The sequence below is a fragment of the Streptomyces gossypii genome (assembly GCF_025165795.1).
GTDB lineage: Bacteria > Actinomycetota > Actinomycetes > Streptomycetales > Streptomycetaceae > Streptomyces > Streptomyces gossypii.
The window spans coordinates 1-18,655 of record NZ_JAJAGO010000030.1; the positions used below are offsets into that span (position 1 = coordinate 1).

At 71.2% G+C, this 18,655-nt stretch carries 15 protein-coding genes and 1 pseudogene; 13 read left to right on the forward strand and 3 right to left on the reverse strand.

Translation table 11 applies throughout. The features are described 5' to 3' along the window. The 4 genes and pseudogenes from LHJ74_RS33815 to LHJ74_RS33830 form a co-directional block, all read left to right on the forward strand. Window positions 1–202, forward strand: a pseudogene (locus tag LHJ74_RS33815) (flavodoxin-dependent (E)-4-hydroxy-3-methylbut-2-enyl-diphosphate synthase); the annotation flags it as partial. A 141-nt stretch (window positions 203–343) separates the two neighbouring features. Beyond that, on the forward strand, window positions 344–1,189 hold the full coding sequence (locus tag LHJ74_RS33820; protein ID WP_260222190.1) for a GNAT family N-acetyltransferase: 846 nt from the start codon (window positions 344–346) through the stop codon (window positions 1,187–1,189). Between the two features lie 163 nt (window positions 1,190–1,352). After that, complete coding sequence (locus LHJ74_RS33825) at window positions 1,353–1,922, forward strand: GNAT family N-acetyltransferase (RefSeq protein ID WP_260222191.1); 570 nt, start codon at window positions 1,353–1,355, stop codon at window positions 1,920–1,922. Window positions 1,923–2,003: 81 nt separating this feature from the next. Continuing rightward, window positions 2,004–3,716 carry a proline--tRNA ligase gene (locus LHJ74_RS33830; RefSeq protein ID WP_260222192.1) on the forward strand — a complete coding sequence of 571 codons (1,713 nt, stop codon included), beginning with the start codon at window positions 2,004–2,006 and terminating at the stop codon, window positions 3,714–3,716. A 106-nt stretch (window positions 3,717–3,822) separates the two neighbouring features. Here the strand turns inward: LHJ74_RS33830 and LHJ74_RS33835 are convergent, their stop codons facing one another. The 3 genes from LHJ74_RS33835 to LHJ74_RS33845 form a co-directional block, all read right to left on the reverse strand. Continuing rightward, window positions 3,823–4,740 carry an aminoglycoside phosphotransferase family protein gene (locus tag LHJ74_RS33835; RefSeq protein WP_260222193.1) on the reverse strand — a complete coding sequence of 306 codons (918 nt, stop codon included), beginning with the start codon at window positions 4,738–4,740 and terminating at the stop codon, window positions 3,823–3,825. A gap of 138 nt (window positions 4,741–4,878) precedes the next feature. Continuing rightward, complete coding sequence (locus LHJ74_RS33840; protein WP_260222194.1) at window positions 4,879–5,355, reverse strand: ferritin-like domain-containing protein; 477 nt, start codon at window positions 5,353–5,355, stop codon at window positions 4,879–4,881. Then, window positions 5,352–5,888, reverse strand: a complete 537-nt coding sequence (locus LHJ74_RS33845; RefSeq protein WP_260222195.1) for a hypothetical protein — start codon at window positions 5,886–5,888, stop codon at window positions 5,352–5,354. Before LHJ74_RS33845 ends, LHJ74_RS33840 begins: the two co-directional genes overlap by 4 nt. Window positions 5,889–6,312: 424 nt before the next feature. Here LHJ74_RS33845 and rimP point away from each other — a divergent pair, with 424 nt between their 5' ends. From rimP to LHJ74_RS33890, 9 genes are all read left to right on the forward strand, one after another. Beyond that, window positions 6,313–6,852, forward strand: coding sequence for a ribosome maturation factor RimP (gene rimP / locus LHJ74_RS33850; protein ID WP_260222196.1), 540 nt, complete (start codon window positions 6,313–6,315; stop codon window positions 6,850–6,852). Window positions 6,853–6,854: 2 nt separating this feature from the next. After that, a complete protein-coding gene (nusA, locus tag LHJ74_RS33855) occupies window positions 6,855–7,883 on the forward strand; it encodes a transcription termination factor NusA (protein ID WP_260222197.1) in 1,029 nt (342 codons plus the stop codon). Between the two features lie 59 nt (window positions 7,884–7,942). Then, the gene (locus LHJ74_RS33860; protein WP_260222198.1) at window positions 7,943–8,218 is read left to right on the forward strand and encodes a YlxR family protein; all 276 of its coding nucleotides are present in this window, start codon (window positions 7,943–7,945) and stop codon (window positions 8,216–8,218) included. A 158-nt stretch (window positions 8,219–8,376) separates the two neighbouring features. Continuing rightward, window positions 8,377–11,421 (forward strand): translation initiation factor IF-2, encoded by a 3,045-nt coding sequence (gene infB / locus LHJ74_RS33865; RefSeq protein ID WP_260222199.1) that lies wholly within the window; start codon window positions 8,377–8,379, stop codon window positions 11,419–11,421. Window positions 11,422–11,551: 130 nt separating this feature from the next. Further along, window positions 11,552–11,848, forward strand: coding sequence for a DUF503 domain-containing protein (locus tag LHJ74_RS33870; protein WP_260222200.1), 297 nt, complete (start codon window positions 11,552–11,554; stop codon window positions 11,846–11,848). A gap of 15 nt (window positions 11,849–11,863) precedes the next feature. After that, the gene (gene rbfA, locus LHJ74_RS33875) at window positions 11,864–12,376 is read left to right on the forward strand and encodes a 30S ribosome-binding factor RbfA (protein WP_260222201.1); all 513 of its coding nucleotides are present in this window, start codon (window positions 11,864–11,866) and stop codon (window positions 12,374–12,376) included. Continuing rightward, the gene (truB, locus tag LHJ74_RS33880) at window positions 12,377–13,297 is read left to right on the forward strand and encodes a tRNA pseudouridine(55) synthase TruB (RefSeq protein WP_260222202.1); all 921 of its coding nucleotides are present in this window, start codon (window positions 12,377–12,379) and stop codon (window positions 13,295–13,297) included. It abuts the gene before it with no gap. Between the two features lie 279 nt (window positions 13,298–13,576). Further along, complete coding sequence (locus LHJ74_RS33885; RefSeq protein WP_260222203.1) at window positions 13,577–17,347, forward strand: trypsin-like peptidase domain-containing protein; 3,771 nt, start codon at window positions 13,577–13,579, stop codon at window positions 17,345–17,347. 218 nt (window positions 17,348–17,565) lie between these two features. Next, window positions 17,566–18,531: a bifunctional riboflavin kinase/FAD synthetase gene (locus LHJ74_RS33890; protein WP_260222204.1), complete on the forward strand. Its 966-nt coding sequence runs from the start codon at window positions 17,566–17,568 to the stop codon at window positions 18,529–18,531. Window positions 18,532–18,655 lie beyond the last annotated feature (124 nt).

The following is an 18,655-nucleotide window of genomic DNA, read 5'->3' on the forward strand; positions in this document are numbered from 1 at the left end:
TCTGGGTGTGGCCTCGGGTAATGGCAAGGGTCAGATCTTCGTGAAGGGTGAGGTGATCAAGACGGTGCCGGAGTCGAAGATCGTGGAGACCCTGATCGAGGAGGCCATGAAGATCGCCGAACAGATGGAGAAGGACGGCATCGCCTCCGGCACACCGGTCGTCACAGCGGCAGGCGAGCCGGAGCCCTCCGCCGTCGGCTGACCATCGGGCCGGGCGGCGTCGGCGTCGGCACGGGGCGGGCAGGCGGGGGCAGAGGGCCGGAAGGCTGGCCGCCCGCCCCGGAGGTACAGTGCGGGGAGATCGTTCCTACGCCCACGAGCAGCACGGCGAGGCAGCCAGCACGTGTTGACGACCACCACCCTGAAGGTCCTCGAGCCCAGCGAGCTCGACGAGACCCTCGCGCTCCTGCGCCGTGAACCCGTGAACAACGCGTTCGTGACCGCCCGAGTGCAGGCCTCCGGCCTCGATCCCTGGCGGCTCGGCGGTGAGATGTGGGGCTGGTACCAGCAGGGGCGGCTGGAATCGCTTTGCTACGCGGGCGCCAATCTCGTCCCGCTGTGCGCCGGCCCGGAGGCCATAAGGTGCTTCGCCGACCGGGCCCTGCGCCAGGGGCGCCGCTGTTCTTCCATCGTGGGCCCCGCCCGGCCCACCGCTGCGCTCTGGTCCGCGCTCGAGCCGCATTGGGGCCCCGCGCGCGATGTGCGCCCGTACCAGCCGCTCATGGTGACAGAAGCGGTCCCCCTGGACATTCCGGCCGATCCCCTCGTCCGGCGGATACGCAAGGACGAGATGGACCTCATCCTGCCCGCGTGCGTGGCCATGTTCACCGAGGAGGTCGGGATCTCGCCGATGGCGGGTGACGGAGGTCTGATCTACCAGTCGAGGGTCGCCGAACTCGTCGGTTCCGGACGCTCCTTTGCCCGGGTCGAGAACGGCCGGGTCGTCTTCAAGGCCGAGATCGGCGCCGCGACGGCGCACGCATGCCAGATCCAAGGAGTCTGGGTCACCCCCGAACGCCGCGGTCAAGGCCTTTCCGAGACCGGGATGGCCGCGGTGCTCCGCTATGCGCTCACCGAGGTCTCACCGGTCGTCAGCCTCTACGTGAACGACTTCAACGCCGCCGCGCGGGCCTCGTACCGGCGCGTCGGCTTCCAGGAGAGCGGCGCGTTCATGAGCGTGCTGTTCTGAGCAGACGCAGACGCAGACGCAGACGCAGACGCGGAGACGGACGCCCCGCAGGCGATCCTCCGCCTGCGAGTTGCCCCCTGCCTGCGGCGGTGAGGACCTGGCGCCGAACGCCGCGGGCTTCCCGGTAATCCGTCCCGGTCACCGCACTAGTAGCCTCCCCGCCATGCAGCATTCTCCCGGGGAGTACGCCCCGGACCCCCGGGACGTGTCCATCGAGCCGCTCGACCTCGCCGCACGGGTGGACGACGCGCTGGCCGTACAGGCCATCGCCTTCGGTCTTACCGATGACGAGATCAGCGTGCGCCGGCACATCGTGCTCCGGCACGCCGCAGCGCCGTCCGCGCGGGCGCTCGGGGCCACCACCGAGGAGGGAAGGCTGGTCGGATTCGGCTACGGGATGTCCAACGACCGCACCCAGTGGTGGTCCACCGTCGTCCATCCCTACCTCCGGCAGGAGGGCAACGACGTCTGGCTCAGCGAGTCTTTCGTCATCACCGAGCTGCATGTGCACCCCGCCTTCCAGAACCGCGGCATCGGACGGGAGCTGATCACCCGGCTCACCGACGGAGCGGCCGAGCCGCGCTCGCTGCTCTCCGCGATCGACACCGAAAGCCCCGCACGCGCGCTCTACCGGTCGCTCGGTTATCGTGATCTTGCCCGCCGGGTACGCTTCCCCTCCGCCACCAGCCCCTATGTGGTGATGGGCGCGTGGCTGCCGCTGTACAGGCGGTGAGAGCGCGGAACTCGTTTCGTGACTGCCCGCACCACCGGATAACCTCCTGACCTCACCACAAACCGTCAGCAGGAGATCCCCATGGCAGCCCGTGTCCAGCGCATGTCCCAGTCGATGCTGAAGACGCTGCGCGACGACCCGGCTGACGCCGAGACGCTCAGCCACAAACTGCTGGTACGTGCCGCCTACGTTCGCCGTACAGCTGCGGGGATCTGGGCTTGGCTCCCCATCGGCAAGCAGGTGCTGGAGAACGTCACCCGCATCGTGCGCGAGGAGATGGACGCGATCGGCGGCCAGGAGGTGCTGCTCCCGGCGCTCCTGCCGAAGGAGCCCTACGAGGTAACCGGGCGGTACACGGAGTACGGCGAGCAGCTCTTCCGGCTCCGGGACCGCAAGGGCGGCGAATATCTGCTCGGCCCCACGCACGAGGAGATCTTCACCCAGGTCGTTCAGGACCAGTGCAGCTCCTACAAGGACCTGCCGGTCCGCGTCTACCAGATCCAGACGAAGTACCGGGACGAGGCACGCCCGCGCTCCGGGATCCTGCGGGGCCGAGAGTTCACCATGAAGGACTCCTACTCGTTCGACGCGACCGACGAGGCTCTCGCCGAGTCGTATGCCCTGCACCGCGCCGCGTACCAGCGGATCTTCGAGCGCCTCGGGCTCGACTACCGCATCGTCTCCGCGGTCTCCGGGGCCATGGGCGGCTCCGCGTCCGAGGAGTTCCTGGCACCCGCCGCTGCGGGCGAGGACACCTTCGTCGACTGCCCGGCCTGCGACTACGCCGCCAACACGGAAGCCGTCACCTTGCCCGTGCAGCCTGTGGACGGCTCCGCGCACGCCGCGGTCCAGGAGCTGGACACCCCGGACACCCCGACCATCGAGTCGCTCGCCGCGTTCCTGGACGTCCCGCCTTCCGCCACGCTCAAGAACCTGCTGGTGAAGGTCGACGGCGAGATCACCGCAGTCGCTGTCCCCGGTGACCGCGAGGTCGATCTGGGCAAGCTCGCCGAGCACCTGGCACCGGCGGTCGTCGAGCTGGTGACCGCCGAGGACTTCACCGACCGCCCGGACCTCGTACGGGGGTACGTCGGCCCGCAGGGCGGTATGGCGGGCAAGGCGTTCCGGTACCTCGCCGACCCCCGGATCGCACCGGGCACGGCGTGGATCACCGGCGCGAACAAGCCCGGCGTTCACGCACGCGACGTCGTGTGCGGGCGCGACTTCGAGGTCGACCGCTATCTGGACGTGGTCGTCGTCGAGCCCGGCGATCCGTGCCCCAACTGCGGGGCCGGGATCGAGCTGGGGCGGGCGATCGAGATCGGCCATATCTTCCAGCTCGGCCGGAAGTACACGGACGCCTTCAACTTCGATGTGCTGGGCCAGAACGGCAAGCCCGTACGCGTCACCATGGGCTCGTACGGGGTGGGCGTCACGCGCGCAGTCGCGGCGCTGGCAGAGCAGACGGCGGACGGACAGGGGCTGTGCTGGCCCCGTGAGGTGGCACCAGCGGACGTACATGTCGTGGCGGCGGGCAAAGCCGCCCAGACGGAGCTGGCACTGGAAACCGCCGAGCAGCTCGGGGCCGCCGGGGTACGGGTCCTGGTGGATGACCGCGCGGGAGTCTCACCCGGGGTCAAGTTCACGGACGCGGAACTCATCGGCGTGCCGACGATCCTGATCGTCGGCCGAGGGGCCAAGGACGGCTTGGTCGAGCTGAAGGACCGGCGTACGGGGGAGCGGGAGGAACTGCCGGTGGCCGAGGCGGTCGCCCGCCTGGCCGAGGCGGTCTGAGGCTGGTAAGAGGACGGCGAGCGGTCGAGGCGATGCCCGGTCGCTCGCCGTACCGCTGTGCGGTGGTGCCCGTCGCTGTGGCCTGGCCGCACGGCGCCATCTGCCGTCAGACCCAGCCCGCGAACTCCAGCAGGGCTTCGCCGTCCGCACGACTGCCCCGGGAAAGATTGCGCACGCCCGATTCGACCGCGCGGTAAAGCGTCCAGCCTCGCAACCGTTCACGGTCGACCTCGAGCGAATCCGCGAGGCGGTGGATACGGCGCCGGGTGACCGCCGGTGCGCCCGCCGAGGCCAGTAGATCGTGCAGCCGGTCCCGCACCAGCCGTGCCAGGTCGAACGCCCGCTCACCGATCAGCGGCTCCGGGCCTACTGCCAGCCATTGCGCACGCTCGCCACCGGCGGCCAGCACCGCACCCTGCCGGAAGTCGCCGTGCAGCAGCACGGCCTCGGGTGCGCCGGCCACCAGGGACGCTCGCAGCGCGAGCGCCTCGTCCACCAGCGGGGCCACCTCGGCTGGCGCTTGGGCCAGCAGTGTGTCGGCCGCGGCGGCCGTGTGCTTCTCGACGGTCCCGAATCCATGGCCCTCCGGCGGGGCGACCCACAGCCGACGTACGGCCGAGGCGGCCTCCAGCATCGCCTGCGTTTCGGGCAGCGAGCGCAGCGAGACCTCGCCGTGCAGTCGCTCCAGCAACAGTGCGCCGTCGCAGGTACGGGAGCGCAGCACGCGGACCGCGCCCCAGCCGTCCCAGTGGGCGAGGGCCGCCTGCTCCAGCGTCGCCGAACTGCCGGGCGCCGTCAGCTTGAGCGTGCCCGGCGTGCCGTCCGGCAGTCGTACCAGGACGATCAGGGAGCTGCGCCCCCCGGGTGACACCACCCGCTCCGCCGTCAGGTCCCACTCCTCCAGCATCTGCTCCAGGAGCCGAGGGAGGGCGGTGAGCCAGTCAGCGGCGGCGGCGCCGTTGGGGCGGCCCTCCAGGGAGTGTACGAGCCGTTGCGGGGGGTCGAGGGGGAGAACGGGGGGCATTTGCAGGGCAGAGCCTTTCCGGACGGGCCGGGAACTGGCGGGAGCTGAGCGGGCGGATGGCGGATGCGGAGGGAGACGGACGGCCTTCGGGACCGACTGGCCGCTGGGCCCGGGCTGTGCCGCGGGCCTGGCAGCCGGTCAGAGATCGCGGGTCTCCTCGTTCGGCGAGGCCGAAGGGTTGCGAGATGCTGATGCGGCGCGTTCGGGGAGTCCCGGGAAGGGTACGCCGGTGCCGCGCCACCGGACCGCGCGGATAGCTGCCTCACGCAAGGCACCCGCTGCCTCCCGCCGCCGCGCGCCCTCGCTGGAGCGCACGAGGTCGGCGTACACGGCGGCGACGCGATCCTCCAGCTCCGCGGCCAGCCGCACCGCCGAAGGGCTGTCGGGTACGGCGAACGGCAGCGCGTACGCTGCTGCGGCGGGTTCGGGCTCGCCGCCCAGATCGCGCACCGTTCGCCGCAGAATGTCCCGACGTGCACGGTGCGCCTCGTACGCCGCACGGGCCTCGTCCTGACGACCGTCCGCTATCCGGCCCCCGACGACTCCGTAGCCGTAGACGAGGGCGTGTTCCGCTGCCAGAGCCGCCTGCGCGGCGGCCAGTTCTCCGGTCGTCATCTGTCACCCTCCGTCAGGAGATAGGCGTGTGCCGCGCCGGACGCCGCCACGGAGGCGAGCAGGCGGGCGAGTTCGGGCGGGACGTCGGCCAGCGCGCGGGTACGGTCCTCCGCGGTACGGCGCTCCGCGTCGGCGAGGGCCGCGAGCGCTCCCCTCTCGTCGGCAGGAACCGCCGACGGACCGTCCTTCTTTTTGCCGCTCTTCCCCTTTCCGCCCTCGGTGGGCTCCCGTTCCCACGTTGCACCGATCAGCTCGTCAAGGTGGCGGGCGACCTCACCGCGCAGCGGCTTGAGGCGCTCAGCGAGGCCGGGGTGGGCGGTGGCGGTCCCGTCGTAGCGCGCGAGCAGCTCCGTGCTGTCCCCAGCCGCCGTCCGCAGCACTCTCCGGGCCTCCGGGGCGAGCTCCGGCCCTGAGTCCGCCCCGCCGCCGGTACAGCCACTCAGCAACCCCGTGCCGCCGACGGCGTACAGGGCACCGGCCAGCAGTGACCTTCTGCGGGGTCCCGAGTCCCCGCTCGTCGGGGTGAGCGGCATGGTGCACTCCCTGGGCATGGTGCGTCCCCTGACGGGGAGAGCCGGCGGTGCCGGCGCGCGGTGCCCGACGGACAGGGCAGGGATCCGGCAGGTCCGCGGGCCGGCGCGCGACGGTGATCGCGCCAGGTGAGAGTACCTGTGTGATTTCCGGCTTAGCCGCCCGGATCCCTGCGGCGCGCCCGCGGCGCACTCCAGCGGCGCAACGGCCCAGTGCCGGGCGGCTGGCGGCTGGAGGCCCGGTGCGAAGGGCCCCGCCACTCTCTCCGCTTCGCCCCGTACGGTGCTGCGAGCGCGTCGGAGGCCCGACGGCACGCGCCCATGCCCGGCAGCCGCGCGGTCGGCGAGGCCCGTCGCAGGCGATAGGCTTTGGTCCCGACACGTGACGTTCCCCTACAACAGCACACGCGGCCGAGGAGTCACCCGGATGAGCACGACCCAGAGCGAGAGGCTTCGCGGACTGCTGGAACCACTCGTCGGTGGCAGAGGGCTGGATCTCGAAGAGATCACCGTGACCCCCGCCGGGAAGCGGCGGGTGCTCCGCGTCGTCGTCGACTCGGACGACGGGGTCCAGCTCGACACCTGCGCGGAGCTGAGCCGTGAGCTGTCCGAGCTGCTGGATGACTCGGACGTGATGGGCGGAGCCCCGTACGTCCTCGAGGTGACCTCACCCGGTGCAGAACGCCAGCTGACCACCCGGCGCCACTACGACCGCGCCGTCGACCGGCTGATCAAGGTGCAATCGCATGACGGCGATGAGCTGGTCGCCCGGATCATCGCCGTGGACGACGAGGGTGTCGATCTGGAAGTGCCGGGAGTCAAGGGGCGTAAACCCACCCGGCGCCGCCTCGCCTTCGACGCGATCGAAACGGCGCGGGTAGAGATCGAGTTCAACCGCAAGGCCGCCGAGCACACTGCAGACCATTCGTCCGCGGCCGCCGACGAAAAGAACGAGGAGGAGGCGTAGCCGTGGACATCGACATGAGTGCCCTGCGGGGACTCGTCCGGGAAAAGGAAGTCTCCTTCGAGCTGCTGGTGGAGGCGATCGAGTCGGCCCTGCTCATCGCGTATCACCGCAGCGAGGGAAGCCGCCGGAACGCCCGGGTGGAACTGGACCGCAAGTCCGGGCATGTGACGGTCTGGGCCAAGGAGAGCCCCGAGGAGCTTGCGGAGGGCGCCGAGCCCCGCGAGTTCGACGACACGCCCACCGGCTTCGGCCGGATCGCCGCGACCACGGCCAAGCAGGTAATCCTGCAGCGGCTGCGGGACGCCGAGGAGGAGATCACCTTCGGCGAGTACGCGGGCCGTGAGGGCGATGTGGTCGCGGGCGTCGTGCAGCAGGGCAGGGATCCCCGGAGCGTGCTGGTGGACATCGGCAAGCTGGAGGCGATCCTGCCGCCCCAGGAGCAGGTGCCCGGTGAGGATTACGCGCACGGGACCAGGCTGCGTGCCTATGTGGTGCGGGTGGCCAAGGGCATGCGGGGCCCCTCGGTGACTCTCTCGCGTACCCATCCGAATCTGGTCAAGAAGCTCTTCGAGCTCGAGGTCCCCGAGATCGCGGACGGCTCGGTGGAGATCTCGGCCATCGCTCGCGAAGCGGGGCACCGTACGAAGATCGCGGTGCGGTCGACACGTTCCGGGCTGAATGCCAAGGGAGCTTGTATCGGCCCTATGGGCGGCCGGGTGCGGAACGTGATGGCGGAGCTGCACGGTGAGAAGATCGATATCGTCGACTGGTCCGACGACGCGGCCGATCTGGTGGCGAACGCTCTGTCACCGGCCCGGGTGAGCAAGGTCGAGATCGTCGATCTCGCGGCCCGTTCGGCGCGGGTGATCGTGCCCGACTACCAGCTGTCGCTGGCCATCGGGAAAGAAGGGCAGAACGCTCGTCTCGCGGCCAGGTTGACTGGTTGGCGGATCGATATCCGTCCGGATACGCCACCCGGTAGCGAATCGGATGCCGTCCGTGACCAGGGGCAGGCCGCCGAGCAGGCTTGATTCAGCCAGTGCGCCTCACCCCTGCAGGAGTGAGGTGTCGCGGGGAGGTAGACTTCACAGTGTCTGGCCGGACGCGAGTCCATGCATGCCCTCAGCGGACTTGCGTGGGCTGCAGGAAGCACTCAGGGAAGGGCGACCTGCTGCGTGTGGTGTTGATGGGGGAACGCTGTGTCCCCGATCTTCGCGGTACGCTGCCCGGCCGGGGTGCCTACGTGCATCCTGTACAGGAGTGTGTCGATCTGGCGGTCCGCCGCCGGGCGTTCCAGCGGGCCTTCCGGGCCCCGGGTCCGCTCGATACCGCGGAACTGCGGACCACACCGCTGGCAACACCGTAGGACAGCCCGCGCGGAGCCCCGCGCGGGTCAGGTACCTCGCGAGTCGGAAGTAGGTCGAGATTGCGATGAGCAGCACTCGATGAGTACGCGATGAGTACGCCCATGCATAAGTAGCGAAGGTCCGGCGGACACCCACCCCGGACCGTATAAGGAGCGAAGTGGCTAAGGTCCGGGTATACGAGCTCGCCAAGGAGCTTGGAGTGGAAAGCAAGGTCGTCATGGCCAAGCTCCAAGAACTAGGTGAATTCGTCCGTTCGGCGTCCTCGACGATTGAGGCGCCTGTAGTACGCAAACTGTCCGACGCCTTCGACGGCGGCGGCGCCAAGAAGTCCGCCGCGAAGCCCGCGGCGCCCAAGCCGGGCGCGGCCCCCAAGCCTGGCGCCCCCCGGCCTGTTACCCCGAAGCCGGGTCAGACGGCGCCCAAGCCCGCAGCGGCTGAGACGCCCGCCGCAGCGGCCGAGACGCCTGTTGCACCGGCCGAGGAGACCGCCAAGCCCGCCGCGGCGGGGCCGAAGCCAGGCCCGAAGCCGCCGGCACCCAAGCCGGCCCCGGTTCAGCCCGCAGCCCCGGCGAAGCCGGAGTTCACCGCGCCGCCCGCCGCACCGGCAACCCCCGCGGCCCCCGCGCGGCCGGGCGCCCCGAAGCCGGGTGCACCGAAGCCCGCTCAGGGTGCCAGGCCAGGTCAGGGCGGTCAGGGTGGTGGCCAGGCGGGAGCGAAGCCCGGCGGCCGTCCGTCCGGCCCGCGTCCGGGTAACAACCCCTTCACCTCCGGCGGCTCCACCGGTATGGCGCGCCCGCAGGCGCCCCGTTCCGGCGGTGCTCCGAAGCCCGGTGGCCGTCCGCCGGCCTCCGGTCAGGGCCAGGGTGGCCAGGGTCAGGGACCGGCCGGTCCCCGTCCGCAGGCACCCGCCGGCGGCCGGGCAACTCCGGGCAACATGCCGCGTCCGCAAAGCGCGGGTGCCGGCCAGGCAGGTCCGCGCCCCGGCGGCGGCAACCGCCCGAACCCAGGGATGATGCCGCAGCGTCCCGCTGCTGGTCCCCGTCCCGGCCCCGGCCGTAGCGGACCTGGTGCCGGCGGCGCCGGCGCGGGTGGCCGTCCCGGCGGTGCCGGCGGCGGTCGTCCCGGTGGCGGCGGCGGTGGCTTCGCCGGTCGTCCCGGCGGTCCCGGTGCTGGTCGTCCCGGTGGCGGTGGCGGCTTCGCCGGTCGTCCCGGTGGCGGTGGCGGCGGGCGTCCCGGCTTCGGCGGTCGCCCCGGCGGCCCCGGTGCCCGCGGTGGCACTCAGGGCGCCTTCGGCCGTCCCGGCGGTCCGGCCCGTCGTGGCCGCAAGTCGAAGCGGCAGCGGCGCCAGGAGTACGAGCAGATGCAGGCGCCGTCCGTCGGCGGTGTGATGCTGCCGCGCGGCAAGGGCGAGACCGTCCGGCTCTCGCGTGGCGCTTCGCTCACGGACTTCGCGGAGAAGATCAACGCCAACCCGGCGTCGCTGGTCCAGGTGATGTTCAACCTGGGCGAGATGGTCACCGCGACCCAGTCCGTGCCTGACGAGACGCTGCATCTCCTCGGTGAGGAGATGAACTACCTCGTCCAGATCGTCAGCCCGGAGGAGGAGGACCGCGAGCTTCTCGGTTCCTTCGACATCGAGTTCGGCGAGGACGAGGGCGGTGAGCAGGCACTCGTGCCGCGTCCGCCGGTGGTCACCGTCATGGGTCACGTCGACCACGGCAAGACGCGTCTGCTGGACGCGATCCGCAAGACCAACGTCATCGAGGGCGAAGCCGGCGGCATCACCCAGCACATCGGTGCGTACCAGGCCAAGACCGAGGTCAACGGTTCCGAGCGCAAGCTCACCTTCATCGACACCCCCGGTCACGAGGCCTTCACGGCCATGCGTGCCCGTGGCGCCAAGTCGACCGACATCGCGATCCTCGTGGTGGCGGCCAACGACGGCGTCATGCCGCAGACGGTCGAGGCGCTGAACCACGCCAAGGCGGCCGAGGTGCCGATCGTCGTCGCGGTCAACAAGATCGACGTCGAGGGTGCGGACCCGACCAAGGTGCGCGGTCAGCTGACCGAGTACGGCCTGGTCGCCGAGGAGTACGGCGGCGAGACCATGTTCGTCGACATCTCCGCCAAGCAGGGCGAGAATATCGAAGAGCTGCTGGAGGCCGTGGTTCTGACCGCGGACGCCGCGCTCGACCTGCGGGCCAACCCGGAGCAGGACGCACAGGGCATCGCCATCGAGGCCCACCTCGACCGCGGCCGCGGCGCCGTGGCGACGGTCCTGGTCCAGCGCGGCACGCTGCGGGTCGGCGACACCATGGTCGTGGGCGACGCCTACGGCCGGGTGCGCGCGATGCTCGACGACAAGGGCGAACAGATCAAGGAAGCTACTCCCTCGTCCCCTGTCCTGGTGCTGGGTCTCACCAACGTGCCGGGTGCGGGCGACAACTTCCTGGTCGTCGACGAGGACCGTACGGCCCGTCAGATCGCCGAGAAGCGCGCGGCGCGCGAGCGCAACGCGGCCTTCGCCAAGCGGACCCGCCGGGTTTCCCTGGAGGACCTGGACAAGGTGCTCAAGGCCGGTCAGGTGCAGCAGCTCAACCTCATCATCAAGGGCGATGCCTCTGGTTCGGTTGAGGCCCTGGAGTCCTCGCTGCTCCAGCTGGACGTCGGCGAAGAGGTCGACCTGCGTGTCCTGCACCGTGGTGTGGGTGCGGTCACCGAGACCGACATCGACCTGGCGACCGGCTCGGACGCCATCGTCATCGGCTTCAACGTGCGCGCCGAGGGGCGTGCCACGCAGATGGCCGACCGCGAGGGTGTGGATGTCCGCTACTACTCGGTGATCTACCAGGTCATCGAGGAGATCGAGGCGGCCCTCAAGGGCATGCTCAAGCCGGTGTACGAGGAGATCGAGCTCGGCACCGCGGAGATCCGCGAGGTCTTCCGCTCGTCCAAGCTCGGCAACATCGCGGGTGTCCTCGTCCGCTCCGGCGAGGTCAAGCGGAACACCAAGGCGCGACTGCTGCGCGACGGCAAGGTCGTCGCGGAGAGCCTCAACATCGAGGGTCTGCGTCGCTTCAAGGACGACGTCACCGAGATTCGTGAGGGCTTCGAGGGCGGTATCAACCTCGGCAGCTACAACGACATCAAGATCGATGACGTCATCGCCACCTACGAGATGCGGGAGAAGCCGCGCAGCTGACGCTGCGATGCTGCGACCGGGTGCGGCTGTGACAGCCGCACCCGGGCCTTAAGGCGGTGAGCGACCCGGGGCCGGTCGATGGAGCGGAAACTCCGTCGATCGGCCCCGGTATTACGCGTACGATCGCCGGGTGTATGTGGCGACTCTTTCTTTTGACCTGTTGCTGGGTGATGTGCATTCGCTCAAGCACAAGCGATCAGTCATCCGCCCGATAGTCGCCGAACTTCAGCGCAAATACGCGGTGAGTGTCGCGGAGGTCGGTGAGCAGGATCTGCACCGCCGGTCCCGGATCGGCCTTGCGGTCGTTTCGGGCGACGCGGCGCATGCGAGGGATGTACTGGACGAGTGCGAGCGCATGGTCGCCGCCCGGCCGGAAGTGGAGCTGCTGTCCGTGCGGCGGCGGTTCCACCGCGATGAAGACGAATAGCAAGGAGACGGACCAGTGGCCGACAATGCGCGGGCGAAGAGGTTGGCAGACCTCATCCGTGAGGTGGTCGCCCAGAAGCTGCAGCGTGGCGTGAAGGATCCGCGGATCGGTTCGCATGTGACGATCACGGACACGCGAATCACCGGCGACCTGCGGGAGGCGACTGTCTTCTACACGGTGTACGGCGACGAGGAGGCCCGTGAGCAGGCCGCTCAGGGGCTGGAGAGCGCCAAGGGCGTGCTCCGCTCGGCGGTGGGCGCCGCGGCGGGGGTGAAGTTCACCCCGACGCTGACCTTCGTCGCGGACGCGCTGCCCGACAACGCCAAGGCGATCGATGATCTTCTGGCAAGGGCGCGGGCCTCCGACGAGGAGGTACGGAAGGTGTCGTCCGGGGCGGCGTACGCCGGAGACGCGGACCCGTACCGAAAGCCTGCCGACGAGGATCCGGACGAGGGTCAGGACGAGGCGGCGGGCGAGGCTCCGGGCGGGACCGCGGGCGCCGACGATGCCCGGGACGAGGCTGGCTGAGTGAAGCGCGGGAACTCGCAGGAGCCCGGCGGGCTTGTCCTTGTCGACAAGCCCGCCGGCTTCACGTCGCACGACGTCGTCGCGAAGATGCGCGGCATCGCCCGTACGAGACGGGTAGGCCATGCGGGAACGCTGGATCCGATGGCCACCGGAGTGCTGGTGCTCGGCGTCGAACGGGCAACCAAGCTCCTCGGCTACCTGGCGCTGACGGAGAAGGAGTACGTCGGCACGGTACGCCTTGGGCAGACGACGCTGACGGATGACGCAGAGGGCGAGATCATCGAGGCCACGGACGCCTCCGCCGTGACGCGGCAGGGGGTCGACGCCGGGATCTCGGCGCTGACCGGCGACCTGATGCAGGTGCCGTCCAAGGTCAGCGCGATCAAGATCGATGGAAAACGTTCGTACAAGCGGGCGCGGGAGGGCGAGGATTTCGAGATCCCGGCCCGCCCGGTGTCGGTCTCGGCGTTCGCGGTGCATGATGTCCGCGAGGAGCACGCGGCAGACGGGACGCTCGTCGTCGACGTGCTGGTCTCGGTCGTCTGCTCCTCTGGTACGTACATTCGCGCCCTCGCCCGTGACCTGGGCGCCGGTCTGGGCGTCGGCGGGCACCTCACCGCGCTGCGGCGGACCCGGGTCGGCCCCTACGGCTTGGACGGCGCCCGCACGCTGGAGCAGCTCCAGGCGGCACGGGACGAATCCGACGAGGTGCCTCTGCTGCCACTGGGCGAAGCAGCGGCGGCGGCCTTCCCTCACTGGGATGTCGACGCTCGGCAGGCTGGGCAGCTGGCCAACGGCATGCAGATCCCGATGCCCGAGACGCCTGGCGGGCCAGTGGCGGCCTTCGGCCCGGAGGGCAGGTTCGTCGCACTCGTCGAGCCGCGTGCGGGCCGGGCGAGGAGCCTCGCGGTCTTCGGTTAGTCGTCTGCGGCTCCCGGACGGTGGTCGGTGGCTGGGAGTCCCGCCTCGGCCGGGGAGGGGTGGGGGTGGTGAGATACCGCCCCCATCGCGTCCTGGGCCACGAGGTTCACTCCTTCCCCCTGCCTCCCTATCCGTTCGGCACCCAAAATTCACTCGAATGGCGGGGCGCTCGGAGCGAAGTGAGGGCGCAGCAGGGGGCGCGTTGGGCTTGTGGCTGTCCATGCTGATCATTTCCGTCCTACCGTCGGAGCACGGCGGGTGTACGGGAGGGTTCGGGCGATGGCTGCGGTGAGCGCGGAGACCGCGCTGGCGCGGGTCTGCGACCTGGCAGGACGGCCGCGCGGCACCGCCTTCACGGCGGATGATCACGGCACTCTGGTCACCAGTCACGAAGCGGTGGACGGGCTGAGCCGGGTTGTCGTGCACGCGGCCCACGGCCGGACATGTCTCGTCGAAGCCGAGCACATCACGCCTCTCCCCGACGGGAATCTCGCGCTGGTACGCACCAGCGGCCTGGACCTGCCGCCCCTGGTGATCGGCGCCGATCGCACGCCGCCCGAGGGTACGCCCGTCCGGCTGTGGGACGGCCACTGGCTCGAGGCGCGGATCGCGGGCACCGCGTCGGCCATCTATACCTCCACCGAGCGTTACCACCCGCTGGATGGCGTGCTCGTACTGGAATTTCCGGAAGCCGTCGCCGCGCAACTGCGGCTCAGCAGGCGCGCATCCGGTACTCCTGTGCTGGACGCGGCGACCGGCTCGGTGCTGGCCGTGCTGGGTACGGCGCTGCACGCACCTCGCGGCCGCCGATCGGCGTTCGCGGTACCGCCCCATACGGCGGGCCGCCTGCCGCACCGTGACGGCGCCGTGGCGCGGCTGCTGAGACGCAATGGCGCGACGGTCCCCGGGTTCGGACCCGATCTGAACCTGGCGGGTGTGCTCCAGCTGACCACCGTCCCGGTGCGGACGCCTCCGCGAGGTGGGGGCCGGCTCGTCGCCCGGCCCGAGATCGCGGAGGAGCTGCGGCGGTTCGGGGCGAGCGAAGCCTTGGTGACCGCTCTCGTCGGCGCACCGGGCACGGGCCGTACGACGGAACTGGCGGCGTACGCGGACCGCCGGGTCCAGGGCGTCGCCCCGGCACCGACCATCTGGCTTCGGGGCGCGGAACTGAGGGAGGGGGACGACAGCGTGCGTGCCGCGGTGGCGCGGATGCTCTCGGGTGCGGGGCGGGTCGTGCTGGCGCAGGCCGGCGCCTGCGTGGGGACGGGCATGGCCGTTGGCGGTCCCCCCGTCGGCCATGCGTGGGCCGCTCCGGCGGCGGACGCTCCCGGATCAGGCGACCCGTCATCCGTGCAGGGTGGGATAGCACCGGAGGCCGGTTTCTGCCGGTGGGGCGATCTGCCCACCGTCGGGGATCCCCGCGAGGTCGATCCCGACAGCGTGGCCAGGCTGGCGCGGCAGGCGGGGCGGGCGCTGCTGGTGGTGCTCGACGCGCCGGAGGAGATGCCGCCGCCCCTCGCGCGTGAACTGTGCCGCTGGACGACGGGCACCTCGGGCTGGCTGCGGGCCACAGGCGCCCGGCTGGCCCTTGCCTGCCGGCCCGAATTCTGGGAACAGGCAGCGGTGAACTTCCCCGCCGGAACGCTGTACCTGCCCGGTGGGGAAGCGGCCGTCGGCGGAGCCGCGAGGCAGCCCACGGTGCGGGGCACGGGCGGCGCGTCACCACCGCCGTGTGAACCGTCCCCGCCGCCCTGCGTACGAGTCGGCGACCTGACACCCGAACAGGCAGCCCGGGCGCGCGAACGCCACGGGCTGAGCGACGGCGCCGTCGCTTGGGCGGACGCCGCGCACCCCCTGGCGCTTCGGATGCTCGCGGAGGTGAAGCGCGCGCAGCGGGACGTTCCGATGGCGGACGCGACGACGGAGCAGGACGAGGCTGCGAACGCCGACGCTGCGACGCGGAAGGCGGCCCCGGACCCAGAGGACGGGCCTGTCGCTGCCCACGCGCCCGGCCGGCCCGAGATCTTCTCGGCATACCTTGACCTCGTCGCTCTTAGGGTTGCTCTTCGGCTCGCTGCGGCCGACCGGCCTTCGCCCCCGTGCGGCGCGGTGCGCCGCCTCGCCGCACGGGTCGCGGGCCAGTTGCACGAGGCAGCCCGGCACTGCCTGGGGCCGGGGCAGGGTCAGCTGGACCGGATGACCTTCGAGCAGATCTTCCCCGGGGGTGGCGGCTGGTGCGAGGCGGTGCTGGCTGAGGGAGTGTTCGCCCCCGCAGGTGACGGCTACCGCTTCGAGGACGAAGAGTTCGCCGACTGGTTTCAGGGCACACATCTGCAGTTGGACACCGCGCTCGCAGCCCTGGTGCACCACTCGGGCGACGGCTCGGGCTCTGACGAAGCGGGACACGCCCCGGTACCGCGCCATCGCATCGGTCCCGTGGTCCAGGCGCTGCTGCTCTGCGCCGACAGGGAGGGCCCGGACGCTCTTGCGCGCCGCCTGAATCAGCTGGTGGCGGCGCTGCGAGCCGCAGTGCCGCCCGCGCCGTCGGAGGCCACCTCCGCCCAGGCCGAGAGGGGATGGTGGGCGGCGCGGCTGCTGGGTGTGACGTTGCCCCGTGTTCCCGATGCCGAGCCGTACGCGGATGTACTCCGAGCGCTGGCCGAGCACATCGTGGCGGTGGGGGGCAGCCCCGGCTTCGGGCCGCCGTTCTGGCTGAGTCTGTCACTGAGCATCCCCGCGCGGCTTGAGCTGCTGCGCCGTCTTCTCCCGGCTGACCCTCCCCCCGGCGGCGCTGTCGGCGGGCGCGGCCGGTACCTCGATGCCGTCGGCGAACTGCTCGTCGCCGCACCGCACACGGTGCAGCCCCTGCTGTGTTCGTGGTTCGACGACGTCCGTGCCCTACGAGGGGACCGTACGCCGCCGTCCGTCGGGCCGGTACGCAGCGGCGGTGCTGGCGCCGTGGGCGGACCGCCCACCGTCGCCGATGCCGCGCAGGCACTGCTGTACACCCATCGTGCACCGGACGCCGCCGTGCTGCTGGAGACACTGGCCGACGCCACCCATCCGCGCGCTGGTGAGCTCCTCGCCGAACTGGCCCACGACGAACCGTCCGCGCTCTGCCGGGCAGTCGCCCGCTGGGCCCGCGACCCTCGTGCGGAGCGTCGGCGCACCGCCGCCGTCTACGGGCTCCGCACGGCCCGGTACGCGACGGCGGATGCGGACCGGGACCGTCTGCGAACCACCGCCCTCGCGCTGCTGAGCCGGCCCGGCGACCACGCGTTGCACGGGCACGCACTGGCCCTGCTGGTGCGGGATCCCGCCCGCCGTGCGCGGCACCTGGACGAGGCTCTCGCACACTTCACCTGGTCCGGCTCGCCGGAACTGGCGAGCGCGCTCGGTACCGCCCTGGCTACTCATCCCGAGCCGGTTCTCGCGGCGTTCCGGGTACGCCTGCGGCAGCCGGGAGCAGTGGCGCGCGAGGGACTGCGCGTACTCGCGGAGGCGAGCGGCACGGGCCCGGTACTGCGCGCGGCAGGTCTGGTGCGGGAATACGCGGAGCTGGAGCCGCAGGCCACGGGCGAGGCGGTCGCCACCTTTGTGCGGCGCCGGCTCTCGGCGGGCACCGCTGAGCACAGTGTGCTCCGTCCGCTGGTCGACGAGCTGCTGCGGGCCCGCCCCGCCTCTGTGCGAGTGCCGCTGGCCGGGGTGCTGGGGGCCGCGGAGGGAAGGCCGGGAGAGGAGCTGCGGGCGGCGTTGCTGGCAGGTGAGAGCGAGCCGGTGGTGCTGGACGCGGTGCTGGACGCGTTCGTGCGGCACGGCGGCCTGCGGCACGGTGCGGAGCAGGTGCGTCATCTCGCCCTGCTGATGGGGCGTACCGCTGAGGGGGCTGCCCTCTTCGGCCAGCGGCTGATAGCGCTGTCCCGCCACCTGCCGGAGTTCGCCACCCGGCTGCACTCGTGGACGCAGGCGGATCCCGAAGCGTGGGCCGCACTGGTCGGGCCCAGCGCCCCGCACACCTGTGCCGCGCCGACGGAGAGCCCCGGAGCCTGATCCGCTCCATCGCCGCGCCGCTCCATCGTCGCGCCGCGCCGTGCCGTCCAGCCGCGCCAGTAGCCCCAGCCGCCATGGCCCGTCGCCGCATCGGCCCGCCTGCCCTGTGCACTGCGCCCACCGTACGGAGTAATGCCGGGTCTGGTGTGGACGGTGCTCACGACCATGGCACCCTTGGACCGGCATGGTCACCTAGGTATCGGCGAGGAGCAGGCAGAGTGCAGCGCTGGCGTGGTTTGGAGGACATCCCCGAGGGCTGGGGACGCAGCGTCGTCACCATCGGCTCGTACGACGGAGTGCACCGAGGGCACCAGTTGATCATCGGAAAGGCGGTGCAGCGCGCCCGGGAGCTGGATGCACCGGCAGTGGTGGTGACGTTCGAGCCGCATCCGAGCGAGGTGGTGCGCCCCGGCAGCCATCCGCCGCTGCTCGCCCCGCACCACCGGCGCGCCGAACTGATGGCCGGTCTCGGAGTGGACGCAGTCCTCGTGCTGCCGTTCACCGCCGAGTTCTCCAAGCTCTCGCCCGCCGACTTCGTCGCCAAGGTTCTTGTCGACAAGCTGCACGCGTGTTCCGTGGTCGAGGGCCCCAATTTCCGTTTCGGACACCGCGCGGCCGGAAACGTCGACACACTTGCCGAGTTGGGTGCCTCCTACGACTACGAGGTGCTGGTCATCGATCTCTACGAGAGAGGCGAGGCGGGAGCCGGGGAGCCCTTCTCCTCGACCCTGGCCCGCCGTCTCGTCGCCGACGGAGAGATGCGCGGCGCCGCCGAGATCCTGGGCCGCCCGCACCGGGTGGAGGGCATCGTCGTACGCGGCGCCCAGCGGGGCCGGGAACTGGGTTTCCCGACCGCCAATGTGGAGACGCTGCCCCATACCGCTGTCCCGGCCGACGGCGTCTACGCGGGCTGGCTCACGGCGGACGGCGAGGTGATGCCCGCCGCCATCTCGGTCGGCACGAACCCGCAGTTCGACGGCGTCGACCGCACCGTCGAGGCGTATGCGATCGACCGTGTCGACCTCGAACTGTACGGCCTGCACGCAGCCGTCGACTTCCTCGCCTACATCCGTGGCCAGGAGAAGTTCGACACCCTCGATGCGCTGCTGCGGCGCATGGCCGAGGACGTGCTGCAGTGCCGTGATCTCGTCGCCGCTGCCGACGCGGAGCGTGCCACGCCGTAGCGGGCCAGGAGCACCGGCAGCACCGAGAAGGGCGGCGTGGCGGCTGGGCAGGCCGCGCCGGGAAGAGCGAGCAGAGCCGGGTCGGGGCCGGGCGGTGCCCGCCACCATGTGGCGGTCACCGCCC